Raw genomic sequence first — 21,597 nt, forward strand, 5'->3', positions numbered from 1 at the left:
CTTATATATAGTCGATGTATTACAAGAAATTGCACCGGTAAGATTTCTTATACTTCAACCAAATCCTTACGTCTACATGAATTAAGCTATCTTTAGTAGATGAAAATGCCGACTGTATGAAACACTTATTTGATAAATAACAGTAACGATCTTTTTTTTCATCATTCTTAGCTACTTGGTTGACTGAGGCCGATAAAGTATAAAATTTCACCAGCTATTCAATAACAAAGGAAAACCTTGAAAAAATCACCTCCCTTCAAAATAGGCATGGTCTGGTACTATCGCGAAGATTACGATGCAATCCTCAGAATCATGACTGATAGTCATAAGCTACCCGAAAGCTTCGACATATGGCTTGCTGAAGCGGAACAAGATGAGGACAATCTTACGAAGGATGGATATACTGTTGTGCGCACTCGTATCGATCCTGAAACGTTTCTTGGTTGGCGCCGCTCGCAAGGCCTGAATGCCGATTTCGAGGCACGCATGGGCTTTGCCAACTTCATAGCGAAACAAAGCGCAAAAAGTAACCATAGAAAAAACATATTTAACGTGAGTTCGACATAAGGATTATTACCTCACGGCTGGAAGAGCTTGAGGAATTCTGATTCCTGATATTAAGTGAGGGTTTTTTCTCAAGAATAATGATGAAACTATTTTCCTAGATTCATCTTTCATCAAGAATTCAGATTCCTTTTGCTACTTTTATTACCCCGAACTCACGTTTGAATAGGAAAATTTAGTGAGTCTCATAAATTTCAAGAGAATTTCATTTCTACTCTTACTATGCATCGCGTTCTTGCCGTTATTTGCAGTGGCTCAGGAACATATCGGGCGTGTGGTCGGGGTATTGGATGGCGACACGATCACTATACTGGATGATCGCAAGCAGCAAATCTAAGTGCGGCTCGCAGAGATCGATACACCAGAATCAGCCCAACCCTATGGATCGCGTGCCAAGCAGGAATTATCGCGACTAGTCTTTGGAAAAACCGTAAGTGTCAAAGTGCACGATACAGATCGCTATGGGCGTAAAGTCGGGCGTGTCTATACGGACGATACCGATGTCAATGCAGAAATGGTAAGGCTCGGTGCAGCTTGGGTGTACCGAAAGTATGCCAGCGATCAACGCCTCTACACTTTGGAGAAGCGGGCTCGTCAGAATAGGGCTGGGTTATGGAATTTACCGGAAGCCCAGCAAGTTCCACCTTGGGAATGGCGCAAAGCGAGGCGATAAAGCGTGAAGTCAGGTTGCTCCGCATCTGTAGATATGAAAGATAGGTTTATACTGTTTGTTCATAGAATTTTGGCATATACATTCCATAACCTCATGTTTATATTTAATTAAATAGAAACTGGATGCCGAAATTTGACCAATGAAGAGTATATTTGCCTCTTTTTCTTCATAATTATGCTGTTTTCCTCATTTTCAGCTCATTCAACCGAAGCCCAAAACCAGATCGTGGAAGGCTTGGAGCCCCACAGCATTACGATCATTGGTGAGCGTCATAAGCGACCTGAATCTATCCAATTCTTCCGGGAGCTAATATCCAGATACCTACAGCAAGATAAGTGCCTGACTATTGCTTTGGAAATTGCCAGCAATCAACAGACAACTCTAGATGAGATCGTAGAAGGCAGGAAGATCGTAGCAGATATCGAGATTCCTCCGATGGTCGACCATCCTCCCTACCGCTCGCTGATGGATGATCTGGTTGCAATGAAGAGGAGAGGCACTTGCCTGAAGCTGATCGCCATCGATGGGGGAGAGCTAAACGTCAACCGGGACGAATGGATGGCTGAAAGGCTGGCGAAGCAAGTAAGGCAGGCTCCGATATTGGCATTGTTGGGGAACCTGCACACTCTGAAAAGAGTAGATTGGTATACCTCCGTGAGCAAGGTATCCCCTTATGTTGCAGAGATCCTGGTGTCCCAGGGTCACCGAATAAAATCCTACCCGCAAATCTGGCTGGATAAAGAATGTAGTATTCAAAATGGCCTCATTTCCTCTGATGAGCAGAAGACAGTGAGTCTGATCAATCGCAGCTTAATTTCTCTGCTTAATGCTGCTAAATACGAGACGGTAAATGACGTCATTGATGGCGTTATCCTCTGGGAATGCGGTTAATCGGAAGATGCTGTAATAGAAGGTAGTCAGTGCGCTGGCAGAATGATGGAAGCAACGCGGCGCGGGAAGGGTGCCGGCCGCCCCGGCCCGCCCGTCGGAATTTCGGGAGTGAGTGGGGCGCAAACCGACCCCTTGGGCGCGCATAGTCGGCCGCTGCGAGGCAGTTGCGGGGCGGGCATGGGGATAGTCAGCCCGTGCGCTCCAACGACCCCTGGACAGGTGATAGCGTGGATATTATTCTACCTAAGCCCATCGCGCCTTCGCTTTCGCACTCATCAAGCGGGGCCATCGATTGTATATTCTGTGACCACTTCGTCTTTCACCCGAGACTCACCTGACTATAGGGCTGACCTTGCTCGATATTGTCTTGGGGATCAAATTCCACTCACTCATTATTGCCTGACTCAGAGATCAGGATATCTGAAATATGACAGGAATTTCACAAAAACTTAACAGCAATTTGTCAATTGCATGACATAATGTCGCCCCGGGTACACGTCTTCTCAGGGAAGGAAGATGGATTAACCGGTGATAAAGAAGAAAAAGTACTTCTTAACTTAAATTATAGGGGAAATAGTAGTCTATGTTGTATATGCCGTTAAACCGAAAGATAATGAATATGACGATTTGCGTCATGGGGATCCTGTCATCGCTGTCTGCAGGCAATATTTTTGCTGCTGATAACGAGGTTCAATTTTCACTGACCGACAACCCTGGCCGCTGGTATGATACCGGTACAGAGTTAGCCGGTAGTCGTTCGATTGCAGTGGCAACACCAGGCGTGCAGGTCAAATTCTCAGGCAATTCAAATACAGTACATACCAGAACCAGTGTGATTTATCCGACTGGGGCGGCCGGCATGCCATTTAATACCGAGCCGAAAAAAGGAGGTGACAATCTGACACTCACGACTCCAGGCTTGTATGTCTTTACCTGCAGTATTCATCCTTACATGCTTGGGGCGGTGATTGTAGATGACCCAGCTACCACCGGTTTAGATTTAGGTTCTTCACTCAGTCTGATTACGGGAGTGAGCTTTCCCAGCAGCAGCGACCTGGCCACACGTTTACTGCGGACCTTCTTTATCACCACTAATCCTGCCAACTGGCAGAACTATGCGAGTAGTGCGCCCTGGCATATCGCCTATCCCAACGTTGATGTACGCGTCGATGCAGGGGTTGTCAATCTACCGAATGTACTGAATGCCCGTTATGGGAACGATCTGGCACTGCAACCACTTAACAATCCAGCGACTCCGGCAGTAGGTGAAGTGTGGGTAGCCACCCAGTTTGAAACCACATCAGGAAAAACTAAAGCGGGAACAGTGTCAGCCATTAATGGGGCCGACTGGCAAGTGAGGCGCAAAGTCGCTATGCCTTCGATCAACATGAATAATCCCCATAATATGTGGACCGATAAAGACCAGAACGTTATTTATGCGGCACAATGGTTTGACAGTAAACTAACCGTGTTTGATCGTGAAACCGGCGAATTGATCCGTAATGTGTCAGTGGGTGAGGCACCGGCCCATGTGATGACGTTGACGAATAATGATCATCTGCACATTACTAACAGCGGCGATACCCGGACAGATTCTGTCATGGAGCTGGCCCCTTTGGCCACCAATGTATTGCGCCGCATCGATATCGGTCGCGGCAATCCTCATGCGCATTGGATGAGTCATGACGGCGCTACCATGGTGACACCCAATATCATTACCGGCGATACCACGCAATACAATTTCAGTACCGATACCATTGATGCCATTCTGCCGGTAGGCAATGAATTTAGTCATCCTGTGGCAACAGGAATGCTGCCGGATGCAAGCAAGTATTATGTGGCCAATCTGCTTGACAATTCAATTATAGCTGTCGATATGGAGACGCATACTATTATCAAGCATATCAATCTGCTTGAAAACTATGATCCTATATCAGGTAACATTTCAGGTCCTCTGGGAGCAATGCCCATTCAATCGCCAGTTTCTCCCGACGGGAAAAGCATGGTGACAGCCAACATGTTAAGTGAAACCATTATCATCACCGATACCAGGCCAGGCTTGGCGACTACAGATACAGTAGTCAAGATGCTGCCCTGTGATCCAGGCTGTCATGGGGTGCAATATGGCGCCAAGCAAGGGGGAGGGTACTATGCTTATGTTGCAAGCAAGTTCTCGAATAGTTTGCTAGTGGTTGATCCTGATCCAAACGCTGATGGTGATCCCTCCGACGCTAGAATTGCAGGCAGAGTGGGACTCTTCGCTTCGAGCGCAACCCTTAAAGATGCCAATATAACCGGCAATGCAGGAATGGGCGGACAAGGTATCCTGCCTGTTCCGCTGGTTTACAATGGCTGGGTGCAAAATTTGCCCGCTTCCTGGAGCAATCAACTAACTGAAGCACAGCGTCATCCGATTCAATAACAATGCATCGTGAGGCGATAGCGTTCATCGCTGTCGCCTGCGTGTTAGATCTATGATTATCTGTATAATTAATTGCCTCCAATTAAGAGGGCATTAGCGGATAAGACTGGTTCCTGATACAGCCATTGTCGTTCGGAATATGGTACAAATCGTTCATGATGATCTGTAAATATTTCACTTAGGTAGTCACAGAGCTATCCGCAAGCGATAGCTACCTAATCTTCGTAATTTCTTCTCAACTTGTCGTATCGTGTTGCTACTGTCCGATACTACTTCAATCGTGCAAAGAGGTTTCCTACCAGATACGCTATTTCACTTTTACATTCAATTTTAAATGGATGTCTGCTATTGCTGGATTTAGATCAGATAAATCCGATAGGACCAAGAACCTGAGTAGATGCTCTGGGCGTTACCCAGACAGGCAAACCGAGATGGCCGTGAACTCTTATCATTTTGCTGAGTTACTGGATTGCAGTCATGATTTTTAGGGTTGTGCCATACTGCGGACGATACTCAATATCTACATCGAACACCTGCTTGAGCAGATGCACCTGCCGCTTTTCATCGATTCCGGGTTGAGTGGGACGCAAACCGGCCCCACAGGCGCGCATAGTGGGCCGCTGCGGGGCGGGTGCGGGGTGGGGATGGAGGATAGTCATCTTGTGTGCTTCCGGTTGCCCGTGGAGGGACGATAATGTTGGGATTATCTTGCTTAAACCCAGCGCGACTTTGCTTGAGTTTTCGCACTCATTATAGTTCTATTACACATTGGCTGAATTGGCACCCTCTTCTATGCTGATAGAATAGTGAGTTCCACCAGATTATTCACAGCGAAGGATAAGCCATGAAAATAAGCGAAGATAAAAAATCTATCAGCTTGTCACTCAATGGAACATTGTCTGCACACGAGCTAACAACGCTAATAGCCGAGCTTGCGGTTGTCAGAGCAGGCATGCTTCCTGAAGTGCCAAAGACACCGCCAGTTAAAAGTGTTGAAGGCATGTCTGTGCAAGACGATCCGCGGCTGGTCATTATAAAGCTCAAGGATGGCAGAATCAGATTCGGGTTCATGAATGCAGGACTCGGCTGGCTTGTCTTTAACATTCCCAGCAAAAAAGCTTGCTCCATTCGCGACTACCTCATTGCCAACACCCAACCAAGTGCCAGTGACCTCTTCATAAATGACAGCGGAGACAAGAACACGCTGCAATGATTTAGGAAAGCTGTCGCCAGCAATAGTTAACAAGTGAGGGTTAGTTCTCATGAAGAAGGGCCAAACTTTCCCCCAAATCAATTTATCATAGGAAGCTCAGATCCTTCTTGCTACTTTTATTATCTCGAACTCACGTTTGAATAGGAAGATTTAGTGAGCCTCATAAATTTCAAGAAGATTTTATTTCTGCTCTTACTATGCATCTCGCTCTTGCCATTATTTGCAGTGGCTCAGGAACATATTGGGCGTGTAGTCGGGGTATCGGATGGTGACACGATAACCATCCTGGATGATCGCAAGCAAAAAATCAAAGTGCGGCTCGCTGAGATCGATACTCCTGAGTCAGCCCAACCCTATGGATCGCGTGCCAAGCAGGAATTATCGCGACTTGTCTATGGAAAAACGGTAAGTGTCAAAGTGCAGGATACAGATCGCTATGGGCGTAAAGTGGGGCGTGTCTATACGGACGATATCGATGCCAATGCAGAAATGGTAAGGCTTGGTGCAGCTTGGGCGTACCGAAAATATGCCAGTGATCAGAATCTCTATGCTTTAGAGAGGCGGGCTAGGCAGAATAGGGCCGGGTTATGGAGTTTGGAAGCTCAGCAAGTTCCACCTTGGGAATGGTGGAAAGCAGGCGATAAAATATGGAATCTAATCCCTTACATTGTAGGCGCAGACAAAATTAAAGCGTTTTCGACTTTTCAGCTACAGAGTTCCGACCTGAACTCTGTAAAGCTTCTCAATCCCCAATTGTAAATTGGCATCCTGTTCTAAAAGGATTTGATTCAATCTGATAAATAACTCGCCGCCAGGTACATCTTGTTCTTCGAAGACTATGCGCTTATTTTTGTTGTCATAATCAATCTGGATGAAATAACTAGGAGCATCAGCACATCCAGGACATCCAATAGTGTCAGGTAATGATTCAAATGATGAAAAATCTATTAATTTAACCAAAGAATTCCAAGAATCTATACTTTGCGTAACTTCTGTAATTATGTTTGGCAGTTGTTCGTCGGCTGAATTTAATCTGTTGGGTATCTTTGTTAGTGTAATTTTGTATGGATTAATCAATACATGAGTATTGCAATATCCAAAGCAAAAGCCGCTATTAAACCCAAATGCAATCTGTCTTACTTCCTTTTGTTTTTGTTCTTCAGCATATTGGTATTGCAATAAATCCCATCGACCATCTTCTGCTAATTTGAGTTTAGCATTTACAATTTTACCAGGTGGAACTGAAACTTCTTCAATACTCAGGATATTTTCAGAAAAATATGCATTCTCACTCCAAGATAAAGGCGGGAACAGTAATAATAACAGTAATAGTGTTGAGATAAGAGATTTCATAACATCTCTTGATTAACTTGTTGGATCCAGAATTAAATTTGTTAACGGCATTTAACAAGCAGAAGATCAAAAACAGGTAACCGCTTGAATCTCCATACACCACATTTGACTATAGTTCTAAAAACACGTCGACTCTGGCTGATGGACGCAAAAACCGTATGCTAAGGCTGTGACAGTAAGTTCTTCATTGATACTCCTCCACATAGATTCGTCATTATGTCATCACTGCAAGCCGATCGCTGGAATCCATGGGAAGAGTGTATGCCTGGCCGAGAAAACCAGATATTGTCGTTACGGGAGTCTTACACGAATCACAAAGATATCTCCTATTCGGTGATCTTGAATGATAAATCTAACGTTTCCATGTGTATTTTCCAATGCCCTCTCCAATTGTCTCCGCGTACTTACAGGTTCAAATTGTCTTGGTTGAGTTTCGATAGCAATGATTATATCATCCACTTCGAGTCCAGCGTTTTCACACGGCTCCCCCGAGGTAAGCTGTGTTATTTTTACTCCAAACCCAGCAGGTGAATTGTTGACTGTAACTCCACACGAGTTGGTGGGCTGGATAAATTGTATTTGTGGTTTCCCCTCATCATCACTGGTCTGAGCAAAGACAGGCATCGTTGCGGTAAAGGCGAACAATGATATAAAAGCAGCGACAAATATTTTAAATGATTTAGCTTTCATTGAATCTTCTCCTTGGATATTGAGTAAATTAAAAAATATGGACTTGCTGTTTTTACAGCAATTACTTAAGCGTTAAAACTAACGCCTTTGCCTTCATTAAATCACACGCAAAATCAAACTTAATTTTTTAGGTTTAACAGCTCAGTTTGAGCTAAATACCTGATTTAATACATAAATTAAGTTAGAAAAAATATATATTCTCTTGATAAAAATTAAAATAAGCAGAAACCTTAATTAGCTATAAAGAAAATGTGTAAAAACATGAGAGAGTATGCAAAAAAATGACAATTGCCCGGCAATTTCCAACCGCCTGTGGTACAACCTCCTTCTAACCGTTCCAACAGTTCCCGTCATTCAACCCTACCTGTTACATCCCACGCGGTTGCGTGAGAGGAAGAATCAGAGAGATTTTCTTTAACCTGATGAACCTAAATCCCGGCGTTATAGGCAGATGCAAAATAAGTGTGCGTTGGCACAGCACGCCTGATTTGACTGAGACTGCCTGCTATCCTCACGACTCAGCAATCAGAATTTGGAAAAGAGTTTTATCATTATTCGTGAAAAGAAACTATCGCTTAATATCAGACTCCTTCAAGCTTCTCCAGCCGTAGTGTTGTGATTCTTATGTCGAACTCACGTTAATGTAATAATTGTTACTCAGTTATTCCATTTCTATTTCATAAGTGAATTTATAATCCAAGGCCATGCAACGATGGATTGAACACATTCACGATCTTTTTCCATGTCGCGCATTGCTGCTTCCAGGTGATTTTCAAGCGCGTCCAGGCTGTCAAATACACGGTTATGGAATGATTTCTCCCGTAGCTCATCCCAAAGATTCTCCACAGGGTTGAGTTCCGGAGAGTAGGGTGGCAGCATCAGTAAACGCAGATTATGTGGAAGCTTAAGGGTGTGACTACGATGCCATCCTGCCCCATCGAGTGCCAGGATAATCCGGTCATTGGGATGACGTGACGCTACTTCATCCAGAAATAGCTGCATGCAATGACTATTAACCTGAGGCAGGATAAGCGTATCCAGTTCACCATCAGCGATAGAGACAGCAGCATAAGCATAGACATATTCCTGGGTGATCATGGCCTCGCATAGTGGTCGTATAGGTTTGGGACACCCACATCAGCGTGTATCGGAAACACGCCCAAAGCGAGCTTCATCCTGAAACATCAACCGCAGTTGTCCTTCTGCTTGCCACTCCTGGTCAATTGCTATGAGGGTATCGCGAAGTTTTTTTCCACTCGTCCTGAGCGAGCGCGTCAGCTTTGGGATGGCGCTTGTCAGGGGCAAGCTTGCGCCAGCCATGGCGGTGCAGCAGGTTGTAAGTAGCTGCGAGCGATGTCTTGCGTTTTAAGCGTGCATCTAATGCTTGCTTGATTTCGCTTACAATCAAAATACCTCCAGCCGCTGCTTTTTCTATAAAAGGCGCCAGAAAGGTAACTTCTTCTTCACGGGAAAGATTCTCGCGCCGTCGTCCACCACGGGTGGGCTTGGTTGTGTCACGTATGCCGCCATTGCGAATAAGACGCCTTCGAAGCTGTCACGCCCAGCCTATTGAAGTACCTATTGCGGTAGCTGTCTGCTCCATTGATAAGCCAAGTTCCAAAGGTAGCACTACAGCCTGTGCCTGGTTTAATTCTTCTATTGTTCGGGCATTAACCAATAATGCCTTTGCTTGTTCTAAAACTTCTTTACCACTTGCCACTCGTGCCATCACTATACTTCCTTTCACAAGTTGCTTCTATTATTTTACTTATGAAGTAGAAATGGAATTACTAGATTTATCCGTCTTGGTGAGCTGGTCAGCCCACTTCTCCTCCAAGGCTCCGTAAGTGAGTAGGGCTCAGGTTGGCCCACGGCGCACGCGTAGTTGCCCGCTGCTGACCCGTTTCGGGGTGGGGATGGTTCTACCCCCATCCGAATTTTTCGAGCATCATCCTGGACAATTCCGGGTCACTTCTGCCGATTTTCCCGCCCGTGCTCGCCGCCATTGGGTTTCGGCCGATGCTCAGAAAAAGTTCGGTAGAAGCCGCCGCAAACCGTTGTTTTGCATGAGCGAGGAGGGTGGAGGTGCGCCATAATAGATGGCTCAGTTTCGGCCACGGTTCGGTTGGTGCGCGCCGGTTCGGTGCCAGGTAGAAAAACTACTTTGGATTCTTCATCTATCTGTAGGCATAAGCGACTGAGCCCCGGACTGTTAATCCGGCGGTCACTGGCTTGAGGTAGGGTAGGTAAGAGTTATCAATGGATAATATATTGTTATATAAAGATATTATCGAAATAATCTGATGAGTATGTGGTGGAGTGAGCGCCGGACTCCGAGTTGTGCTTTTACATGAGGTAAATCTTGCGCCAGCGGTGATAGCTCTTGCCACTAATGCCCATCTGTTTGCAGGCGTTCAGTAATGTATTGTCATTTGCTATCAATACATCAATCTCGCGTTGCAGATTCACTCTATCTTCAGCTTTAGATCGTTTCTCCTGAACGTTGCAAGTTTCTTCACCTTTATCGTGTTACCAAATTTAAATTCTCTCTCAACTCGTGGTACTAAGAGATGGCCTCAGTTCATCATCATAAGGAGAATTCAGTTTCTTATTACAGCTTTTCTTTTGTCGAACTCACGTTAATATATGGGAATATTTTGGACGATACCTAAATAGATAACGACGTTTCGGAGATCTCAAATAGTGAGCAGCAGACGATAGATATTCCAAGAAGGAATTTAAACATTGACAACATTGACAACTAGCAACGGAACAAAAGTAGAACTACCGGCAGGCGTAAAGCTGCTTCGCACACTTGAAGGGCATGATGCAAAAATCATAAGGGTGACTTTTAACCCGCAGGATGGCACGCTTGCCAGTGCAAGTGCTGACGGAACAGTGAAATTCTGGGAAGCAACAAACGGTAAGTTGCTTCATACGATCAAAATGCACGGGGGCGAGGTCAATAGTGTGGTATTTGATCCACTGGGCAAGACGCTAGCCAGTGCTAATGCTGACGGAACGGTGAAACTTTGGGAAACGATAAGCGATAAACTACGCTATACGCTCCAAGAGCGCGATGTCATTAGCTTGGCTTTTGATCCGCAGGGCGGTAAACTCGCTAGCGGAAGTATCTATGGAACGGTGAAACTCTGGGAAGTGACAAACGGTAAGCTTCTCCATACGCTGAAAGCGCATACACACTGGACCATTAGCTTGGCTTTTAATCCGCAGGGGGACACGCTAGCCAGCGCAAGTTTCGACAGAACGGTGAAACTCTGGGAGGTGACAAACGGTATGCAGCTTCATAGGCTCAATGAGCATGCGAACGCGGTCAATAGCTTAGCTTTTAATCTGCAGGGTGACATGCTTGCCAGTGCTGGTTTCGATGACACAGTGAAGTTGTGGGAAGTATTTAGCGGGAAGCTACTCCATAAGCTGGAGGGGCCGGTTGATATTTTACATGGCCTGGCATTTTCGCCCGACGGTCGTTTACTTGCTGCTAGAGAAGGCTTCCATTCTGATAAGTATACTCAGAATCTGAGACACATATGGATATGGCGCTGTGATAACTGGGAGGTAATCGCGCGAATTCCTGTGATTGGATGCTCCCTTAATGCCCAGGAATTTCTTGCGTTTCACCCCACTCTACCGCTGTTAGCCACAGCAAGTTCAGAATCAGACATGCCGGAAGAAATGCAATTCCGTCTGATTGACATCTGGGAGCTAAACTTCGACATCCTGCTGGGTAAGAGGATGAACTTAGTAGACGCGGTACACCACACGACGGCTAAGATAGTGCTGGTAGGTGATCACAGCGTAGGTAAATCGGCACTGGGTTATCACCTGATCCACGGTCATTTCAAAGAGCAAGCATCGACGCACGGGCAGCAGTTTTGGGTATTTCCCGCCCTAGGCCAGCGCCGCAGTGATGGAACGAAGTGTGAAGCGATTCTCTGGGATTTCGCGGGTCAGCCGGACTACCGGCTAGTCCATGCACTGTTCATGGATGATACCGATCTGGCGCTGGTGTTGTTTGATGCCTCGGATCTTCGCGACCCACTACACGGCGTAAGTTTCTGGCTTAAACAACTGCAAACAGAACAACGCCGTTGCCCCATCATCCTAGTGGCTGCCCAAGCGGATCGCGGAAGCTGTACGCTGACACCAGAGGATCTGAACGCATTCTGTAAAAATAACAATATCGTCGGTCCCATCACGACCAGCGCTCTCACTGGGGAAGGAATTGATGAATTGGTTAATCGGATGAAATCTATGATTCCTTGGGATGACAAACCCGCGACGGTCACAACTACAACCTTTAAACGGATCAAGGACTATGTCCTTGGCCTCAAGGGTGCAGAAGCTGACAATCAGACAATTGTCACACCTAAGGTACTCCGAAGTCGGTTGGAAGCTACCGATACTAACTGGCATTTCACCGATGCTGAGATGCTAACCGCTGTGGATCACCTAGAAAATTATGGTTATGTCAAACGGCTACGAACCTCGCAAGGAGAGCAGCGTGTACTGCTCCAACCGGAACGGCTTAACAATCTGGCGTCATCTTTCGTGCTGGAAGCAAGACGTAATCTGAAAGGATTGGGTGCCTTGGAGGAGAAACGGCTGCTGTCAGGCGGCTATGCTTTTCCAGAACTGACAGACCTACATGCTGGCGAGCGCGACGTGCTCCTGGATTCGGCAGCGCTGCTTTTCCTGGAGCATAATATTTGTTTCCGCGAGACTGACCCGTTGCGCATAGAGTCTTATCTGATCTTCCCTGAACTGATCAACCTGAAGAAGCCGTTGGAACAGGAGCAAACGATTGAGGAAGACGTGGCCTATACAGTAAGTGGTCCGACAGAGAACGTGTTTGCCTCGCTGGTGGTGCTGTTAGGCTATACGCACACCTTTACTCGCACAGTTCAATGGCATAACAACGCCCGCTATGAAGTGGGCGATAGCCTGGTGTGCGGCTTCCGCCAAGAGGCAGAACGAGATGGCGAGCTAGACTTTGTGCTCTGCTTCGATCCCTCGGTCGGCGCGCCGGTACGAATCCTATTTCAAGGGCTTTTCGAGAGTTTCCTGGCCAGACGGAACCTGACGGTAAGGCGTTATGAACCCGTGCGTTGCAGCAATATGAAGTGCGGGCACTTGCTAGATCGATCAGTGGTGCGCCAGCGTTTAAAAGAAGAAAAAACCTTTGTTTTCTGCAACGAGTGCGGAAAGGAATTAACATTGCCGAAAATGGCAGAGCCGATCCAGTTGACGCGTGAAGTCCAAGCCGAGGTGGAATTGCAGCGTCGCACTGCCGAGCAGAGGACGCGTTTCGAACAAGCGGTTTTCCGTGTAAGCGCCTACGCGACTGATCAGAAGATCATACCCCCGGCGTGTTTCATTAGCTACGCTTGGGGCGTACTGGAGCATGAACATTGGGTCGAGAAACGACTGGCGACGGATCTGCAGAATGCGGGAATCAATGTGATATTGGACAAATGGCACAACATGCAAATTGGCGCGAGTGTATCGCGGTTCATCGAACGAATCGAGAAGAGCGATCGAATCATCATGGTCGGCACACCACTCTACCGGAAAAAGTACGAGAACAAAGATCCTTATACAGGTTACGTCGTGTCGGCTGAGGTCGATTTAATCGCGAACCGTCTTCTCGGCACCGAAACACAGAAAGAAAGCGTACTACCATTGTTACTGGAAGGTGAAAAAACTACTTCGTTGCCACCGTTGCTGCAGGGCCGTGTGTACGCTGATTTTCGCAGCGACGTCAATTACTTTATAACAGCATTCGATCTGATCTTAAGCCTTTATCAGCTACTTCCTAATCATACTGCCGTAGCTGATTTGCGCGAATCGATACAGAGGGATATGAGGTAGTCCACGTAGAGTGAAATCCTTATCATATCGAATAAAACATTTAAGATGCAATGCGCTTCACTCCATATTGCAATTATAACCAAACCCACATAAATAGATTATAATTTACGGATGACCTATCCGATATCATTTCGCCATAAAGTATTATCCATTCAAGAGAAGGAGAACCTCTCAATCGCGCAAGTGGCGCAGCGTTTTTGTGTGGGAACCGCCAGCGTGACGCGCTGGATCAAGACTCCCGACCCTAGGACAACCCGCAACAAACCTGCAACTAAGATCGACATGGAGATTCTGGCGCAGGACATCAAAAATCATCCGTACGCGTATCAGTATGAGCGAACCAATCGGCCTAGAGTCAGCGCTTGCGTGATTGTCATGGGCAGCGCGACCTTCCACAAACGGCAGGATATCAAAACCGCCTTTGCCGATGCCGGGCACACACTTGAATACCTGCCGTCTTATTCCCCACGCTTTGATGACATTGAACCCAAATGGGCTCAGGCCAAAGTCATCAGAAAAAGAGAGTAGTGTTACGTCGAGCAGCTCTATGCCGCTTATGAAATTAGATTCATTTTATATGGGATTAACTATAGCGTAACACTACACCTTTGTCGCACCGAAACAGTCCAGTATAACCTAACCGTTTTAATGCCCTCTCGATAAACCTATACTGCTCCGCTTTGGGAATCTTGAGCGCAATATCATGCGTCCTTTCTAGAAACGCTTTAACCTATGCCACCGTTTGTAGCCTTGCTTCATCCATATCAATCTCCATGCCTTGCATAATGACTAATTCAGAATCTAATTGCTCAGACTCATTTCTAGTTGGAAATACGCACCCCCTTCAGACTCATTTCATATTGGAAGAGACTCGGGTTGACAGATAAAACGTTGTCAGATAGATTATATTTTTATAAAAGTGTTTATTCTTAAAAAGCTTTTGTCTTTCCGATGCATGGAGGATAACAGGATGAAGCAACGCAATCCCGTCCGTTTCGTCACGCTGAGGGGGCCTGTCGTTCAGGACCGGCACAGCGTATTTTTAGCACGTTTTGACGACAATTCAATACCAATCACGTCGAATGACACCGGTCTGGTCGCCGCGATTCGTCATCTGATCGATTTAGGCGAGCCGATCGACGAAGCACGTCGGCGCATCGCGCTACAATTCATGGAATCGGGCAATTACGTATTTAAAGCCCGCTGTGGAAGCCGTTCCTGAGCTTGCAAAGTTCGCTACAGGCGCTGATTGCTGAAGTGCGGCAGTCCGATCAGAGCAGCGATTTCGCACAGCGGCTGAACCAGCGCCTCAAACAATCGCTCGGTTCAGATTTCGCGCTCGACGTTTTTCTGAACGGGCGCGATTTTGCTTCCATGCGGGCATCGCTTTGGCAAAGCTATTTCGCCAATTTAATCATGGAAACCGTGCGCCCGTTTGACCGTCCCGCCATGGTCTTCTGGATACGTCTGTTTCATCTCTTGGATCGCATAAAGAAAGCAGAGGCTATCGTCGGTCTGGTCCGCCAGTTCGGAGATATCCGCCAGGTAATACCGCTTCTGGTGGCCGGACAGAAGCCAAGGCGGGCATCACTTGCCGATAAAGGCGGAATGACGGCCGATGCGACTACCGCTGCTAATGCAGCGATCGCAGCAGATGCCCGACATATGATCGACAAGCTGCGCGATATCAACGTGCGCCTGCAAGAGCGGCTCGGTGAAAAGATCGCTATCTCGGCACAGTCCGAGTCGGTCATTATCGATGAGGCCGAAACTGGTGCGCAATCACCACACGGCCGCGAGAGTGATCCTTGGCGGTTTCGCCCGGCGATCTATCCTCCGAAGATCAGCAGTTACTCGTAGGGCACGGAATCCACGTTAAGGGGCAATCGATACAGTCGATAATGACCCACATCGACGAGTGCATATCACGGCAGTTCGACCGACTCAGAGAGGCATCCACGCAAACCAAGATCGTCAATATCGGCGGGGTTTTGGTCAGAAGGAAAAATCGTCAGCAGTTTGCTGCGAAGCCTGCCAACTGCTATCAGGAGCAAAAGCCATGAAGCCAAAAATAGAACCGATTGGGCTTGGTGATCTGAATGTTGTTAAAATGGAGTTGATTGGATTCGAGCCGGGCGATATCGCGCATATCGAAAACGTCATGGCGTTCGAAACGCGCAGCCGCGAGCACCGCCGCTTCCGTCGCGTCGAGGAAATACTCACCGAAGAATTCGAACGTAGCGAAGAAAATTTGCACGAAATGGAATCTACGGAGCGTTTCCAGATCGAACAACAGGCCCAGGAGGTCATCCGCTCCGAGACCAAGTTCGAGGCGGGCGCGGAAATCTCCGCCGGATTTGGGCCTGTGCAAATCGGCGCCTACGCTCGGTTTTCGACCAATCAATCGAAAGAGCAGACCACCACTTATTCGACCAATTACGCCAAGGATATCATTGAACGTTCACTCAACCGTATCATCGAACGCGTGCGCAGCGAACGAATAACAAAGACTCTGGAAGAGTTCGAAGAAACCAACAAACATGGCTTCGAAAACACTGAAGGTCAGCATCAGTCGGGTATTTACCGCTGGGTGAATAAATATTATCGGGCAAAGGTAGTCAAGTACGGCAAGCGATTATGGTTCCGATTTATCTTGCCGTGGCCCGCCTCCTTCTATATATTTGCGCAGCAGAATCATCTGGAGAATCATGTCATGCCCGATGAGCCGGAAAAACCGGTGCACCCCGAAAACTTTCGCCAGCTACTCCAACCAGGCCACATCCAGCGGGACAATTATCGCACACTTGTGACCCAGTACGGCGCCGATGGCATAAAGGCACCGCCGCCTGAGTTCATCACGCTGATCAAGTCGATTGCGCGTGATGTCGACCCGGAACTCGATTTTGCCATCGTCGACAATGACCTGGAAATACCGGACGGCTATGTTATATATGATCTAAAGCCGAGAGAGATGAACTTCCGTAGACAACTAGATGATTATTACATTCTCACCTGTGCCGGCCGCAGAGCGTTATTTGAAGGTGCCGATGAGGGACGGTCCGCCTTTGGGGACAAGCCGGTAGATGCGAGCGGGGTACTACCGATCGTCGTTCGCGGCCACGGAATTCACTCCTTTATCGTCGTTACCGAGATCGTGTGCAAGTTGAGATCCGAGGCTTTCGAGGCGTGGCAGCTGGAGACCTTCCGCGCGATTATGAACGCCTATAATAAAGAGAAACAGGCTTACGACGAAAGGGTCGCAGCCGCCCAGATCGAACAAGGTGTGAAAATCAGCGGCAAGAACCCCAAGATCAACCGTGAAATTATCATTGAAGAACTACAGAAGGCCTGTATTACCCTCTGGACCGGATTTCAGTTCAACGGTGTACCCATGATCTCGCATAATCAGGATGCCGATATCCCCGATAATTTTCCGCAGATACATATCGAAAACACGTTGGAGATGACGCCGGAAATCTCCTTTCTACACGAGGCCTTCGACTGGTTCAACATGACTTTCGAGTTCTATCCCTACATTTGGGCGGAGCGCAAGCACTGGCTTGATATTTTCCCGTTGGAGGATAACGACCCGTTGTTTAACGATTTCCTGCGCGCTGGTGCCGCTCGCGTCTTGGTGCCGGTGCATCTCGAAGCGACCGAGACCGTGCTCTATTACCAGTTGACCGGTAAGCTCCAGCACGACGGTGATATTCCGCTGTTCGAGACACCGGAACCGGGGGATACGTTTACCACGAATACTTTCGGCGGAGACGACAACGATCCGGAAACCGAGCTCGAACTGTACAATGCTTATATCGACGAACTGAGGGCAGACGGAATAACCAACAATATCGACAAGGACGTCGATATCAGTCCCGACGATCCCGACACCTGGATCATCGAAGAACCGACCTCGCTGGTCTGGCTGCAGTCGGACAGCGAACTGCCCCCGATAGAGGAGTCGTGACCATGGCCAGAATCGTAACCTTTCAGGCACCCCGCGGTACCGTCAACATTGAGGTCTCCGAGGAGGATGGGCCGAGCGGCACAAAGAATCTGAGTGAGGTCGCTCGGGTTGTGGCGGCGATGGTCGAGGCGCTGGGTGCGGAACTAAACAAGTTGCCCGAAGAAAAGATTCCGGGCGAAATCCTTGTCTCCTTCGGTGTGGTAACATTCGCGCGTGGTTCAGCAGCTATCAGCCTGAATGAAGAAAAAGCGAATTTTCGGATAAGATTCAAATGGAGCGGCGAAGGCATGCCGGAAGATTTCAGTTGAATACCCTAGAGCGTAGGATGTGCGTATGAAATCGCCTTTGCCAGCGGCTAGACAGTACCGATTCGACATCACGAAATATTTTCATACAGCGCTTAAAGTGGACGAGAAAAAACGGACCTTTTACCTGAAGATCGTCTACGAATTCCACGGTAGTAAGAAGGAAGTTGAGCTGGAATGCCTAGATAAACTACCGGAATACCGCACATGGCTTCCCTTCGCCTACGACATAATCGAGATGCAGGCGGAAAACCGCTATTACCTTATCCACCCGGACGCTTCGAACGGTTTCCTGTTCGACACCTATGCCGTGATCCGAATTGTCGCCGGCCCGGGCGTCAGCATCTACAAGACGGGTTTCGATTCGAAGGAAAATCCGAGCATCTTTCAGCCAAAAGTAGAGATCATCAGGGTGCAGGATCCCACTCTGGTGCCACTACAGGGCTACAAGATAAATCCGGCTAATTATTCTGGCATAGATTACCTGCCGGAAGACTACTGGGACGTGTTCAACCGCAGTGCTTTGATACCGATGCCTTATTCTCGTTATTCGTCATTTTCCAAAGCGGGGTCAAAACCCATCCAAGTTTCCCCTCAACCGGTCATCAGAGGCGCAGCGCAAAAGACCATATTCATCCAAGATGATAGTTTCTTCTATCTCGACGTCAAGATCCAGCCCCCCATCGTCATGGCATTGCCCAACGGGCTTTATATCATCGATGTCACGACCGATTCGCATATCGTCATTAAAGTGCCGACCATTGGCAGGGAAAGTAGTCGCGCAAGGTTCGCCTACTCTATCGAATATGACGGTCACAATCCGACCTTCATACATATTCGAAAGACACGGCCTGTCACAATCAGCTACCTGAGCTTCTACCGCAAGGCAATCGCCGATGGTGACCCTTTTCCGCTCGATGTCTTTCCGCTCGGCGAAAACCGCCCGACTGAGGAACTCTACAATGTCATCGCCGATAAGCTCGAAGTCAGACTGTCCGATGGATGGGACATTTTTGATATTCCCCATCAAGGTGTAATTTTTAGCGTCGATAGTCACGATGAAATCAAGCCTGTGCTACCGCCGTTGGACCAGGAAATACGCTATCACCGCTATCTGCAGAGCTTCATTGACGTCGGCGCCAGCTTTATTCCTTATGTTAGCGACGCGGTCGATCTGGCCGAATTTCTCTCCGGTCATGACAAGTGGGGGAACGATCTGACGACGCTAGAGCGCGCGATCACCGGCATAGGACTGCTGATCCCATTTGTTGGCGCAGGCATACTCCGGACGTTGGCGAAGCCGCGGTGATCTGTCAATGCCATGACGATACTCAAACTAAAACAGATCGACGAAGTTGCACATCTCATACCCGGCACGGCCGAAGCCATGGTCAAACAGGTGGAAAGCCTGTCGAAAAGTGAGCAGAAGATATTCACCAAAGCGCTTTCGCACCTCGCTGACGGCAAGCGCATTCCCCTTAAACTGCTTAACGAAGTCCTTCCGCTGTTTGAGAAACTCAATATAAAATATCATCTTGAATGGGACGAACTGTTCGACGAAATCCTGGGTCATTTTAGGCACCGAAAACTCCAGGAGCAGTACTACAAGTATCTCGACATTCATAGTAGAACCGAGGCTGAGGTCACGCCAAGTCAATGGGCGCGGCGAACGCGTGGCGGATCTGCGCGGTTGTTCCGTCTGATGCTGGGCGAAAATTACTTTAAGAACATCGGCAAGAGTAAAGGCGGCGTCAAAATATTCGTGAAGCTCGCCGATGTCGTGCGCCCGGACTCCCTCGACGACGTCAAGCTTGGCATATTATTGACCATGCTCAAAGCCAATCCGAAGCTGCTATTCCGAAGGCTCGACAAGTTTTTTGCATCGGATAACTATTCGAACACCCTCGTCAACCTTGGTCACATGAACAATGCAAAAGGCAATATTGGTGAAATTATCGCACTTGTCGAACAGCGCGCTATCGTCCGTGAGCTGATTGCCACCTACGCAACCCTGCCCTTTGCCAAGAATATCGATCTAGTCACCGGGATAATCGTTAAAGGGCAAGGAGAATTCTCGGACAACTTCATCGGCTATATCGACGACGCCGGTGACCTCAACGTTCTCGCCATAATCGAAGTCAAGAACTGGGCCGATCGAAAACTTGGTCTGGAAAAGGCAAAATTGCAGTTTTTCGAATGGCTGGAAGGCGGTATCGACGAAGGCGTCACCCTGACTATGACCTACCGAGAAAATGAGAAGAAGTTCGTCTATGATCCGGAGCTAAACTCGGATGAGGTCAAGAAGGTCAAGGGGATTTTTCGCAGTAAAAAATATATTCTATACATCGGCAAGGAGAACCTGGGAAGCGTGCATCGTTATGCCGTGGGGTATAGCGGAAGATCCCCGATGGGACTGGATTTCGACACCCATATGCACGGCGGCGGGCGTATCACCTTTGATGATGGAAAACGTACCGTCGGTCAGGTCCAGGTCAGGCCCGTGGAAGGCGTGACCACCGCGGAACTGGACTATTTAGCCGCGCTCCTGCTTAAGTCGAAGGGTCAGTTTTGACATTGCCATTTATACTCTTTCGTATTTTTACAGGGATAAAGCGGCGCAGCTCTTGCGGTCATGCCTCTACAGACGGCATTTCGGTACAAGATTAGCTTCTTCACAGAAACTCCCTTCAATAAAAAACTCCCTCATATGTTGATGATGAGCGTATTAATACGCTGGTATAATCAGTCGGCCCTGAAATATCGACAAGCTATTGATATTAGGAATAGATTCTATTCATTGCGATGATCATGCCGACCAGAAATGTTAAAATATTCATGTGTTTTCTGGTCGAAATGGTGATTAAGAATGCTAAGAAGTAGCAGTAGGATGCATCAACAGAATTTGTTTGGAACGGATTTGTTGATGCAACTTAATCTTACTGATCCATTGTTGAAGCTTGCATCAGCGATACCGTGGCAAGATTTTGAAGAATCCTTCGCCATTCATTACACGGCATTGCCTAAGCACGAAGTAAGCCGATTCGTTTGATAGTTGGGCTATTGATACTGAAACAGTTAGAGAATTTGTGTGATGAATCGGTGGTATTGCAATGGAAGCGTAATCCTTACTATCCGGCATTTTGCGGTATGAAAGAATTTCAGCAGAAGTTGCCTTGCCATAGCACGGAGCGGGTGTATTTTCGCAAGCGTCTCGGTGCTGAAGGCGTAGATTGGATTTTTCAAATGAGCGTTGGTCTGCATGGGGACTCGGCGCTGGAAGAGGCCGTTCAGGTGGATATGACTGTACATGAGAAGAACATCACATACCCAACCAATAGCAAGTTGGCGATCAAGATCATCAATCGCCTCAACAAGATTGCCAAAGCGCATGATGTGACCCGGCGACGCACTTTCGTCAAAGAAGTAAAATCATTACGCTTGGCTATCCGGCATTTTCGTCACGTCACCAAAAGAGCGAAGGCAAAACGAACACTCAAGCGGTTGAGAATCATTGCTGGAATTTTGCTACGGAAATTACGCAGAGCATTGCCGCAATATGGTTTGCTTGAGCGTTACCAAAGAGATTTCCTTCTGTATGAGCGGATTCTTGCGCAGCAACCGAAGGAT

23 protein-coding genes and 1 pseudogene are annotated in these 21,597 nt (G+C 47.6%); 17 read left to right on the forward strand and 7 right to left on the reverse strand.

The features are described 5' to 3' along the window. Positions 1-237: 237 nt before the first annotated feature. From BM122_RS15950 to BM122_RS15965, 5 genes are all read left to right on the forward strand, one after another. Entirely contained in the window at positions 238-567 is a 330-nt protein-coding gene (locus BM122_RS15950; protein ID WP_218152120.1) for a hypothetical protein, read from the forward strand. A gap of 175 nt (positions 568-742) precedes the next feature. After that, entirely contained in the window at positions 743-901 is a 159-nt protein-coding gene (locus BM122_RS24330) for a thermonuclease family protein (protein WP_218152121.1), read from the forward strand. Further along, positions 902-1,237, forward strand: coding sequence for a thermonuclease family protein (locus BM122_RS15955; protein WP_218152122.1), 336 nt, complete (start codon positions 902-904; stop codon positions 1,235-1,237). Positions 1,238-1,369: 132 nt separating this feature from the next. Next, the gene (locus BM122_RS23465; RefSeq protein WP_177198168.1) at positions 1,370-2,128 is read left to right on the forward strand and encodes a hypothetical protein; all 759 of its coding nucleotides are present in this window, start codon (positions 1,370-1,372) and stop codon (positions 2,126-2,128) included. A gap of 613 nt (positions 2,129-2,741) precedes the next feature. Next, positions 2,742-4,550, forward strand: coding sequence for a copper oxidase (locus BM122_RS15965; protein WP_256212124.1), 1,809 nt, complete (start codon positions 2,742-2,744; stop codon positions 4,548-4,550). 461 nt (positions 4,551-5,011) lie between these two features. Here BM122_RS15965 and BM122_RS23470 read toward each other — a convergent pair whose 3' ends face one another. Beyond that, entirely contained in the window at positions 5,012-5,161 is a 150-nt protein-coding gene (locus BM122_RS23470) for a hypothetical protein (protein WP_177198169.1), read from the reverse strand. Between the two features lie 233 nt (positions 5,162-5,394). Here BM122_RS23470 and BM122_RS15975 point away from each other — a divergent pair, with 233 nt between their 5' ends. After that, on the forward strand, positions 5,395-5,763 hold the full coding sequence (locus BM122_RS15975; RefSeq protein WP_074906610.1) for a hypothetical protein: 369 nt from the start codon (positions 5,395-5,397) through the stop codon (positions 5,761-5,763). 153 nt (positions 5,764-5,916) lie between these two features. Continuing rightward, positions 5,917-6,522, forward strand: a complete 606-nt coding sequence (locus BM122_RS15980; protein WP_074906611.1) for a thermonuclease family protein — start codon at positions 5,917-5,919, stop codon at positions 6,520-6,522. Here BM122_RS15980 and BM122_RS15985 read toward each other — a convergent pair. The 5 genes from BM122_RS15985 to BM122_RS22605 form a co-directional block, all read right to left on the reverse strand. Further along, positions 6,472-7,116, reverse strand: a complete 645-nt coding sequence (locus BM122_RS15985; protein ID WP_074906612.1) for a hypothetical protein — start codon at positions 7,114-7,116, stop codon at positions 6,472-6,474. The genes BM122_RS15980 and BM122_RS15985 overlap by 51 nt on opposite strands. Positions 7,117-7,407: 291 nt before the next feature. Further along, positions 7,408-7,806: a PDZ domain-containing protein gene (locus tag BM122_RS15990; RefSeq protein WP_074906613.1), complete on the reverse strand. Its 399-nt coding sequence runs from the start codon at positions 7,804-7,806 to the stop codon at positions 7,408-7,410. Between the two features lie 672 nt (positions 7,807-8,478). Next, complete coding sequence (locus BM122_RS15995) at positions 8,479-8,904, reverse strand: IS630 family transposase (RefSeq protein WP_143083480.1); 426 nt, start codon at positions 8,902-8,904, stop codon at positions 8,479-8,481. Positions 8,905-9,025: 121 nt separating this feature from the next. Next, entirely contained in the window at positions 9,026-9,214 is a 189-nt protein-coding gene (locus tag BM122_RS23475; RefSeq protein WP_177198170.1) for a helix-turn-helix domain-containing protein, read from the reverse strand. A 147-nt stretch (positions 9,215-9,361) separates the two neighbouring features. Continuing rightward, positions 9,362-9,553 (reverse strand): hypothetical protein, encoded by a 192-nt coding sequence (locus tag BM122_RS22605; RefSeq protein ID WP_143083481.1) that lies wholly within the window; start codon positions 9,551-9,553, stop codon positions 9,362-9,364. 100 nt (positions 9,554-9,653) lie between these two features. Between BM122_RS22605 and BM122_RS22610 the strand changes: the two genes are divergently transcribed. Further along, the gene (locus tag BM122_RS22610; RefSeq protein ID WP_143083482.1) at positions 9,654-9,902 is read left to right on the forward strand and encodes a hypothetical protein; all 249 of its coding nucleotides are present in this window, start codon (positions 9,654-9,656) and stop codon (positions 9,900-9,902) included. Between the two features lie 250 nt (positions 9,903-10,152). Here the strand turns inward: BM122_RS22610 and BM122_RS25330 are convergent, their stop codons facing one another. After that, positions 10,153-10,275 (reverse strand): hypothetical protein, encoded by a 123-nt coding sequence (locus BM122_RS25330; RefSeq protein WP_256212125.1) that lies wholly within the window; start codon positions 10,273-10,275, stop codon positions 10,153-10,155. Between the two features lie 276 nt (positions 10,276-10,551). Here BM122_RS25330 and BM122_RS16005 point away from each other — a divergent pair, with 276 nt between their 5' ends. The 9 genes and pseudogenes from BM122_RS16005 to BM122_RS16045 all read left to right on the forward strand — a co-directional run. Beyond that, positions 10,552-13,698 (forward strand): WD40 domain-containing protein, encoded by a 3,147-nt coding sequence (locus BM122_RS16005; protein ID WP_074906614.1) that lies wholly within the window; start codon positions 10,552-10,554, stop codon positions 13,696-13,698. Between the two features lie 111 nt (positions 13,699-13,809). Next, the gene (locus tag BM122_RS16010) at positions 13,810-14,226 is read left to right on the forward strand and encodes a transposase (protein WP_074906615.1); all 417 of its coding nucleotides are present in this window, start codon (positions 13,810-13,812) and stop codon (positions 14,224-14,226) included. Between the two features lie 442 nt (positions 14,227-14,668). Then, on the forward strand, positions 14,669-14,920 hold the full coding sequence (locus BM122_RS16015) for a hypothetical protein (protein WP_074906616.1): 252 nt from the start codon (positions 14,669-14,671) through the stop codon (positions 14,918-14,920). 2 nt (positions 14,921-14,922) lie between these two features. Further along, entirely contained in the window at positions 14,923-15,558 is a 636-nt protein-coding gene (locus tag BM122_RS16020; RefSeq protein ID WP_074906617.1) for a hypothetical protein, read from the forward strand. Between the two features lie 199 nt (positions 15,559-15,757). Next, positions 15,758-17,665, forward strand: a complete 1,908-nt coding sequence (locus BM122_RS16025; RefSeq protein ID WP_074906618.1) for a hypothetical protein — start codon at positions 15,758-15,760, stop codon at positions 17,663-17,665. 2 nt (positions 17,666-17,667) lie between these two features. Beyond that, entirely contained in the window at positions 17,668-17,973 is a 306-nt protein-coding gene (locus tag BM122_RS16030) for a hypothetical protein (protein WP_074906619.1), read from the forward strand. 25 nt (positions 17,974-17,998) lie between these two features. Next, positions 17,999-19,279: a hypothetical protein gene (locus BM122_RS16035; protein ID WP_074906620.1), complete on the forward strand. Its 1,281-nt coding sequence runs from the start codon at positions 17,999-18,001 to the stop codon at positions 19,277-19,279. Positions 19,280-19,291: 12 nt separating this feature from the next. Further along, positions 19,292-20,542 (forward strand): hypothetical protein, encoded by a 1,251-nt coding sequence (locus tag BM122_RS16040; RefSeq protein ID WP_074906621.1) that lies wholly within the window; start codon positions 19,292-19,294, stop codon positions 20,540-20,542. A 294-nt stretch (positions 20,543-20,836) separates the two neighbouring features. Continuing rightward, a pseudogene (locus tag BM122_RS16045) lies at positions 20,837-21,597 on the forward strand (transposase); the annotation flags it as partial.

Source organism: Nitrosomonas communis, from assembly GCF_900114745.1.
GTDB lineage: Bacteria > Pseudomonadota > Gammaproteobacteria > Burkholderiales > Nitrosomonadaceae > Nitrosomonas > Nitrosomonas communis_A.

Bases quoted from the DNA above. Each gene is read 5' to 3' on its own strand.
- BM122_RS15965 (WP_256212124.1), top strand. From the start codon at position 2,742: ATGAATATGACGATTTGCGTCATGGGGATCCTGTCATCGCTGTCTGCA.
- BM122_RS23470 (WP_177198169.1), bottom strand. From the start codon at position 5,161: ATGCGCGCCTGTGGGGCCGGTTTGCGTCCCACTCAACCCGGAATCGAT.
- BM122_RS15975 (WP_074906610.1), top strand. From the start codon at position 5,395: ATGAAAATAAGCGAAGATAAAAAATCTATCAGCTTGTCACTCAATGGA.
- BM122_RS15985 (WP_074906612.1), bottom strand. From the start codon at position 7,116: ATGAAATCTCTTATCTCAACACTATTACTGTTATTATTACTGTTCCCG.
- BM122_RS15990 (WP_074906613.1), bottom strand. From the start codon at position 7,806: ATGAAAGCTAAATCATTTAAAATATTTGTCGCTGCTTTTATATCATTG.
- BM122_RS15995 (WP_143083480.1), bottom strand. From the start codon at position 8,904: ATGATCACCCAGGAATATGTCTATGCTTATGCTGCTGTCTCTATCGCT.
- BM122_RS16010 (WP_074906615.1), top strand. From the start codon at position 13,810: ATGACCTATCCGATATCATTTCGCCATAAAGTATTATCCATTCAAGAG.
- BM122_RS16015 (WP_074906616.1), top strand. From the start codon at position 14,669: ATGAAGCAACGCAATCCCGTCCGTTTCGTCACGCTGAGGGGGCCTGTC.
- BM122_RS16025 (WP_074906618.1), top strand. From the start codon at position 15,758: ATGAAGCCAAAAATAGAACCGATTGGGCTTGGTGATCTGAATGTTGTT.
- BM122_RS16030 (WP_074906619.1), top strand. From the start codon at position 17,668: ATGGCCAGAATCGTAACCTTTCAGGCACCCCGCGGTACCGTCAACATT.
- BM122_RS16035 (WP_074906620.1), top strand. From the start codon at position 17,999: ATGAAATCGCCTTTGCCAGCGGCTAGACAGTACCGATTCGACATCACG.
- BM122_RS16040 (WP_074906621.1), top strand. From the start codon at position 19,292: ATGACGATACTCAAACTAAAACAGATCGACGAAGTTGCACATCTCATA.